The organism is Halomonas halocynthiae DSM 14573 (assembly GCF_000425725.1).
Taxonomy (GTDB): Bacteria; Pseudomonadota; Gammaproteobacteria; order Pseudomonadales; family Halomonadaceae; genus Halomonas; species Halomonas halocynthiae.
In genome coordinates this window covers 524,166-531,355 of sequence record NZ_KE384440.1, presented here as the reverse complement: position 1 = coordinate 531,355, position 7,190 = coordinate 524,166, and the positions used below count along the sequence as shown (strand labels likewise).

4 protein-coding genes and 1 tRNA gene are annotated in these 7,190 nt (G+C 54.7%); 1 reads left to right on the top strand and 4 read right to left on the bottom strand.

Annotated elements, in window-relative coordinates:
* Positions 1–251 precede the first annotated feature (251 nt).
* Positions 252–328, bottom strand: a tRNA-Met gene (locus H616_RS0111705).
* A 375-nt stretch (positions 329–703) separates the two neighbouring features.
* On the opposite strand from H616_RS0111705, the gene H616_RS0111700 reads away from it, so the two are divergent.
* Positions 704–3,151, top strand: a complete 2,448-nt coding sequence (locus tag H616_RS0111700) for an acyl-CoA dehydrogenase (RefSeq protein WP_027967536.1) — start codon at positions 704–706, stop codon at positions 3,149–3,151.
* 104 nt (positions 3,152–3,255) lie between these two features.
* Here H616_RS0111700 and H616_RS0111695 read toward each other — a convergent pair whose 3' ends face one another.
* The 3 genes from H616_RS0111695 to H616_RS0111685 form a co-directional block, all read right to left on the bottom strand.
* The gene (locus H616_RS0111695; RefSeq protein WP_240470586.1) at positions 3,256–5,169 is read right to left on the bottom strand and encodes an SLC13 family permease; all 1,914 of its coding nucleotides are present in this window, start codon (positions 5,167–5,169) and stop codon (positions 3,256–3,258) included.
* A gap of 69 nt (positions 5,170–5,238) precedes the next feature.
* Positions 5,239–5,799, bottom strand: coding sequence for a carboxymuconolactone decarboxylase family protein (locus H616_RS0111690; RefSeq protein WP_027967534.1), 561 nt, complete (start codon positions 5,797–5,799; stop codon positions 5,239–5,241).
* Between the two features lie 14 nt (positions 5,800–5,813).
* Positions 5,814–7,151, bottom strand: coding sequence for an aspartate aminotransferase family protein (locus H616_RS0111685; RefSeq protein ID WP_027967533.1), 1,338 nt, complete (start codon positions 7,149–7,151; stop codon positions 5,814–5,816).
* Positions 7,152–7,190: the final 39 nt, after the last annotated feature.

The window sequence follows — 7,190 nt, the reverse complement described above, 5'->3', positions numbered from 1 at the left end:
GAGCAGGACTCGAACCTGCGACCCAATGATTAACAGTCATTTGCTCTACCAACTGAGCTATCAGGGAATGACCTCGAACACGTGGCGTAGTATACGGATACCATCTGTAAGGTCAATACCCTATCAAGAGTTTCACCAAACAAGTGCTTCTACCCAACATTGCCTGACCAGTTTTGCGCATCACCATAAAGCAGGCACAAAAAAATGCCCGCCACCATAGTAATAGTATGGATAACGGGCATTTTACTATCTGGTGGCTACGCCCTGATTCGAACAGGGGACCCCATCATTATGAGTGATGTGCTCTAACCAGCTGAGCTACGTAGCCAGATCAATGCTGCTGAATACCCAAAACCACCCGGCGGCTATTCAACGCGACAAGATTATGCACGTCGCCTGTCTTTCTGGCAAGCGCGAACCCACTATTTACACTCACTATTTTGCTACGTCGTTACACGGCAACGATAAACTCTGCGTATCTTGATGCGCCCTCACGCTCGGCACGGAACGTAACGTGCCGAATCCCCTCGTACAGAGGCAGGCTTTGCTCTAAGGCAGATTATAGTAAGCTGGTCTCAGCACTGGCTTTCTGGGCTAGTCACGGGTCTTCCTTTACGCTAGGCTAAACACAATTCAAACACTCGTTCGAATACTGATTTAACGTTACGTAAAAATTCACTTTCCGCTAGATTCTGGAGGCGTCATGTCCACACTTGTACTACTCGTGCTGGCTTTTCTGGGCCTACTGTTCGTAATGCGCAGTGAGGCTGGGCCTATACCCGCCATGTTAGTCACTGGCTTTTTCGGGCTGGTGGGCATTCTGGCTGATGCCAATGTCATCGGTATCATCCTGCTGCTAGCAACCGCTGCAATTGCCCTCTGTGGCCTGCCATCGCTACGCATCAAATGGCTGTCACCACGCCTATTCAACATGTTCAAAACAATTGCCCCCAAGGTCTCGGCTACCGAGCGCACGGCACTGGAAGCCGGCACCGTCGCCTGGGACGGCGAGCTGTTTTCCGGTCGCCCCGACTGGAGCAAGCTGCAAGCCTTCAGCGACAGCGGCCTTACCGACGAAGAGCGCGCTTTTGTTGATCATCAGTGTGGCGTAGCGTCGGGCATGTGTAATGCGTGGGATATCGCCAAAGAACGTGCCGACCTGCCTCAGGAACTGTGGGATTACCTGAAAAAAGAACGTTTTTTCGGCATGATTATCCCCAAACAATACGGTGGCCTAGGGTTCTCTGCTAAAGCTCAGTCTACAGTACTGCAAAAGCTTGCAGTCAATGAAACCTTGATGGTTACTGTCGGCGTACCCAACTCACTCGGCCCTGGTGAGTTGCTACTGAAATATGGCACCGAAGAACAGAAAGATCACTACCTTCCGCGCTTGGCTGATGGGCGAGAAATCCCCTGTTTTGGTTTGACTGGTCCACGCGCTGGCTCTGATGCTACGTCAATACCTGATGTGGGCACCGTCGTTAAACGCACCGTTAATGGCGAAGAGATACTGGGTCTGGAACTCACCTTCGAGAAGCGCTGGATTACTCTGGCACCTATCGCCAGCGTCGTCGGTCTAGCCTTCCGCCTATTTGACCCTGAGCACCTGCTTGGTGCAGAAGAAGACCGCGGCATCACTCTGGCACTAGTGCCGCGTGATACCGAAGGCATGGAAATTGGCCGTCGCCACCACCCCATCGGCAGCCCCTTTCTGAACGGCCCGATCAAGGGCGACAAGGTGTTTGTACCGCTATCCACCATTATCGGTGGCGAAGAAATGATCGGCGAAGGTTGGCGCATGCTGGTGGAATGTCTGTCTGTGGGACGCTGCATCACCCTGCCCTCCGGCGCCACCGGCACCGGCCGCTACGCCCTCGGCTGGACCGGCGGCTTCGCGCGCATCCGCCGCCAGTTCAACGTTCCTGTTGCGGAAATGGAAGGTGTGCAGGAACCACTGGCGCGGATGGCCGCTTTAGGCTATATCGCTCAAGCGGCGGTATACCAAACCGCCAACACCATTGATCATGGCCAAAAACCCGCCGTACCCTCTGCAATTCTCAAGAGCCAGCTGACCGAATTCCAGCGCCAGATTCTGGCCGACGCCATGGACATTCATGGCGGCAAGGCGGTCACACTGGGGCCACGCAACTATCTCGGTATCGGTTACAGTGCCAACCCGGTGGCCATCACCGTAGAAGGCGCCAATATCATGACCCGCAACCTGATGATCTTCGGCCAGGGAGCCATTCGCTGCCATCCCTTTGTGCTGGCCGAACTGGCGGCCAAGGACAACGATGACATCACAGCTTTCGACCAAGCATTCTTCGGTCATATCGGCCTGATATTTGGCAACGCTGCACGCGCCTTCAGCCAGGCGTTTGGTGCCGGTCGACCCAAAGTCCCTTTCAGCGCGCCCGCCGCACGCTATGCAAAAGATATCGCACGCCTGTCAGCCGGTTTCAGCCTGTGTGCCGATGCCGCCATGGCCAGCCTAGGCTCCAAGCTCAAACAGCGTGAAATGCTCTCAGCCCGGTTGGGCGACGTGCTGTCTAATCTCTATCTGGCCAGTATGCTGCTCAAACAGTGGGACGAAAGCGAACCGGCAGACGGTGAAGAAGCACTCCTGCATTATTCGGCCCAATGGTTGCTGAATCGCACCGAGCAAGCCTTTGATGAACTATTTGACAACCTGCCAAACCGTGCGCTGGGCAACATGCTACGCGTGATCATCATGCCGAGAGGTCGCCGCTGGAAACGCCCGAACGATAAGCTGGCCCGTAATATTGCTAACGCAATATCTAACGACAGTGCATTACGCAGCAAGCTGTTACACAACACCTGGGATCAGGCTGATGGGGTTCAAGATAACCCGCTGGCCAACTATAACGACTTGCTGTCAACTCAGGAGCGTGCCGAAGCGCTCTATCGTAAAGTCAACAAAGCCTACGCAAAAGGTGAGCTGCCCGCCGATGCCTTACACCCCGAAGAACGCGTAGACGCTGCATTAAACAAGGGCATTCTCAGCGAGGAAGACGCTAACTTTATGCGTGAGCGAGAGCACAGGGTACTAGAAATGCTGACCGTCGATGACTTCGACTACGACGCCTTTGTCATAGACAAGTCCAAGGTGCTCCGTCATCAGCCAGCCTGAGTCCGTCTGACGGCCCTCTAGCCGTCAGTGCCCTCAACGACGAAGGCCTGAACCCGGTAACATCTCGGGCTCAGGCCTTTTTCATGCATTCAATACAGCCACTCTCAAAGAGGCCAGACCAACAACACCATAGGCACTGCCACCAACATGACAAGTAATGATATTGGCAAGCCCAGCTTCCAGTAGTCACCGAAACGATAGCCTCCAGGCCCCATCACCAATGTATTGGACTGATGGCCAATAGGGGTCATAAAAGCACAAGATGCACTGACGGCCACAACCATTAGAAACGGATCCATGGATACCTCAAACCCTTTAGCTAAGCTAACAGCTACCGGTGCCATCAGCAGTGCCGCCGCCGCATTGTTAACCACATTAGACAACAGCATACCAATCAGGAATAAGCCGAACATCGTGGCCACAATCGGCCACTGATTACCTAACAGCAATAACGACTGGGCGATCATTGCCGCCCCTCCACTGGTTTCCAATGCCTGTCCCACAGGTATCATCGCCCCCAGCAGCACAATGACCGACCCATCAATCGCCTGATACCCATCACGCAGCGACATGACACCAGCCATTAGCGAGATGACGGCCGCCGAAGAAAGCGCTACTGCGGCAGGCGCCAGCCCCAACACCATAGCGGCAATAGCCGACGCAAATATACCCAGTGACAATAGCATACGCCGCGGTTTCCCCAGCGCCAGGTCTCGACGCGCCAACGGCAGACACCCCAGCGTTGAGAGACGTTCAGCGATACCCTGCTCATCCCCCTGGAGCAGTAAAACATCACCGGCCCGAAAACGGATTTCACGCAGCCGCTGATTAAGCCGTGTGCCATCACGCGCCACCGCCACAAGGTGTAAGCCATACTGATTGCGTAACCGCAGCTGACCCGCGGTGCGATATAGCATCAATGAATCATTACGAATAACCGCTTCAATCAGCTGCAAATCTTCAGTATCCACGCTCGAACGCGTTTGGCTCAACTGCGCCGACTCCGGCTCAGCATCCTTCGCATCCTTCACAACAGCAGCGTCAGTCGTTTTATCCGCTGACTCAGCTAGAGCGCTAGTTGTGCCTTTTTTCTTGTTTTTATCTTTCTTCTTATGGCCAACGCTAAGCCCCGCCTTATCTGCCAGCAACTTCATCTCGTCCGGCCCAGCTTCCATCAACAGAATATCGCCAGGGCGCAGCCGCCCATAAAACGCATAACCGGGATAACGGTTTTCGCCACGCACGACCATGAGCACCGGCAAGTTATCCCCCAACGATTCCCGTAGATCACTCAGCGACCAGCCTACCGCTTTGCCATCCTCAGGCACATCTAACTCGACCAGATAATGGGCCGTATCAAACATCGCATCGGTGGATGTGCTGCCAATGCGTCGAGGTACCAGTCGCCCACTCACCAACACGAGAAACAACAAGCCCACCACTGCCACTGCAGCGCCGACAGGGAAAAAGTCAAACATACCAAAAGCGTTACCCGTCAGGGTGTTACGGTAGCTGGAAATAATGATATTGGGTGGCGTACCAATCAGTGTGAGTAAGCCACCGAGCAGCGAACCGAAAGCCAACGGCATCAGCAGCAAGGAAGGTGGGCTATCGTGCTCTCGTGCCATGCGCAAAGCGACCGGCAACATCAGCGCCAACGCCCCTACGTTATTCATCAACCCCGACAACACCAGCACGGTGCTGGTCAGCACCAGTATCTGCAACATAGGCCGCCGGCCAACCCGCAGTGTCTGTCCGGCGATAAGGTCAACCACGCCTGCACGTTCAAAGCCTCGGCTAAGCACCAACACCGCAGCAACCGTAATGACGGCCGGGTGCCCAAAGCCAAGAAAAGCCTCATTAGCCGGCACCAAGCCTAGCGCCACTGCAGCAAGCAAAGCGCTCAACGCAACGAGGTCATAACGCAGGCGCCCCCAGACAAAAGCAGCCAGGGTCGCGCCAAGAAGCAAAAAAATCAGAGTGCTGTCAGCCATGGCCGCCGGTTCATCCATGTTCATTCAAGATACCGACAGCATACCCTCAGTAACGCCCGTGACGTCCAGTGTCTTTAGCAATCCCTTTTACGTTCACGACTCAGCAAACGGCAGTGGTGTATTGCCACGGCGCACGTGAAAAACGTTAAGCGTCATGGCGACCAGTGCGTAATAGCCAAACACGCCCACCAGTTCGACCACTGCCGATTCACCAAACGCGGCTACGGCTTCGGCATAAAGTGCATCATCAACCCGTCGCGTATGATAAAGCGTGGTTCCTAATTGATAGACCAGTGCCTCATCATTGCGGCTGAAATCGGGTTCTCGCCCTTCGCGCAGCGCTTCGATGACTGCCGTATCAAGACCGGCTTCGGCAGCAATCGGCGCATGAATCTGCCACTCAGCCTGTGACTGCCACCAGCTGGCAGTCACCAATATGGCAAGCTCCGTCAAGCGCAACTCCAACTGAGTTCCATAACGGCAGAAAGCACCCAACTGCTGGGCGTTATCGGCAAGCTCAGGGCTGTGTACCCAAGCCAAAAAAGGGCCGTCTAAGTTGCCTCTGGGGCCGTTGAGAATATCATTGAGTACACGGCGTTGATCAGCGCTCATTGTGGCGTCGTCTAACGCAGGAAGACGTGAGGTAATTTCCATACTTAGGTCCTTGCTCATCTGCCGAGAACGGCGTTAAACGTACTATCGAGTTTGTCGACGATGTCATCTAGGTGAGTGTCATCAAGAATGAACGGCGGTGCTAACAGAATATGATCCCCCTGAACGCCATCCAGCGTACCGCCCATGGGATAGCACATCAGGCCATTTTCCATGGCCGTACGTTTCATCTCAGCATTCAGCTTACGTGACGGATCAAATGGCATTTTGGTATCACGCTCAGCCACTAGCTCCAAACCACGAAATAGACCGCGGCCACGAATATCCCCTACATTGGGATGGTCACCAAAGCGCTCGACTAGCCGTTGCTGTAATCCATCACCCAAGCGCTTGACTTGACTTAACAATCCGCGGGATTCGATGGCACGCTGCACGGCGAGTGCTGCTGCACAGGCCGTCGCGTGGCCGATATAAGTATGACCGTGCTGGAAAAACCCCGACCCCTGAGCAATAGCATCACGAATACGTTCGCTAACCAACGTGGCCCCAATCGGCTGATAGCCGGCACCCAGCCCCTTGGCAATTGTCACCAGGTCTGGCACCACACCCTCTTGCTCGCAAGCAAACAAACTGCCAGTGCGCCCCATACCACACATAACTTCATCAAGAATCAGCAGAATTCCATAACAGTCACATATCTCTCGAATGCGGCGAAAATACCCCGGCACCGCCGTTACTGCCCCCATTGTTGCGCCAACCACCGGCTCGGCCACAAAAGCCAGCACACTTTCCGCCCCTAAACGCTGAATCTCGGCCTCAAGCTCTTGGGCCAAACGCTCACCATAGGCCTCTGGCGTTTCATCAGCCCGCTGGTCACGGTAGGCATAACAAGGGCTAACGTGACTAACCTCAACCAGCAGCGGCTCAAACTGACGACGACGCCAAGCATTTCCACCGGTGGCCAAGGCTCCCAGCGTATTACCGTGATAACTCTGGCGACGTGCAATCAGATGACGCCGCTGGGGTTGACCGATTTCGATAGCATACTGGCGAGCCATTTTCAGCGCCGCCTCTACCGCCTCTGAACCGCCGGATACGAAATACACAGAACTCATCCCAGCAGGTGCGCGCTCAATGAGGAAGTCGGCAAGGTCTTCCATCACTTGTGTGGTGAAAAAAGACGTATGCGCGTAAGCCAAACGCCCAACCTGCTCGCGTATCGCTTCAATAACATCCGGGTCACTATGGCCCAAACAAGAGACCGCCGCCCCGCCACTGGCGTCCAAGTAGCGCTTGCCGCTGGCATCAAGCAAATAGGGGCCATCGCCACCCACAGCGGTAGGATAGGACTGCGTTAAATGACGATGAAAAACATGACTTGTAGCATGGCTCATAGCGAACTCCAGACGATAGCAATCAATCACACAGACTAT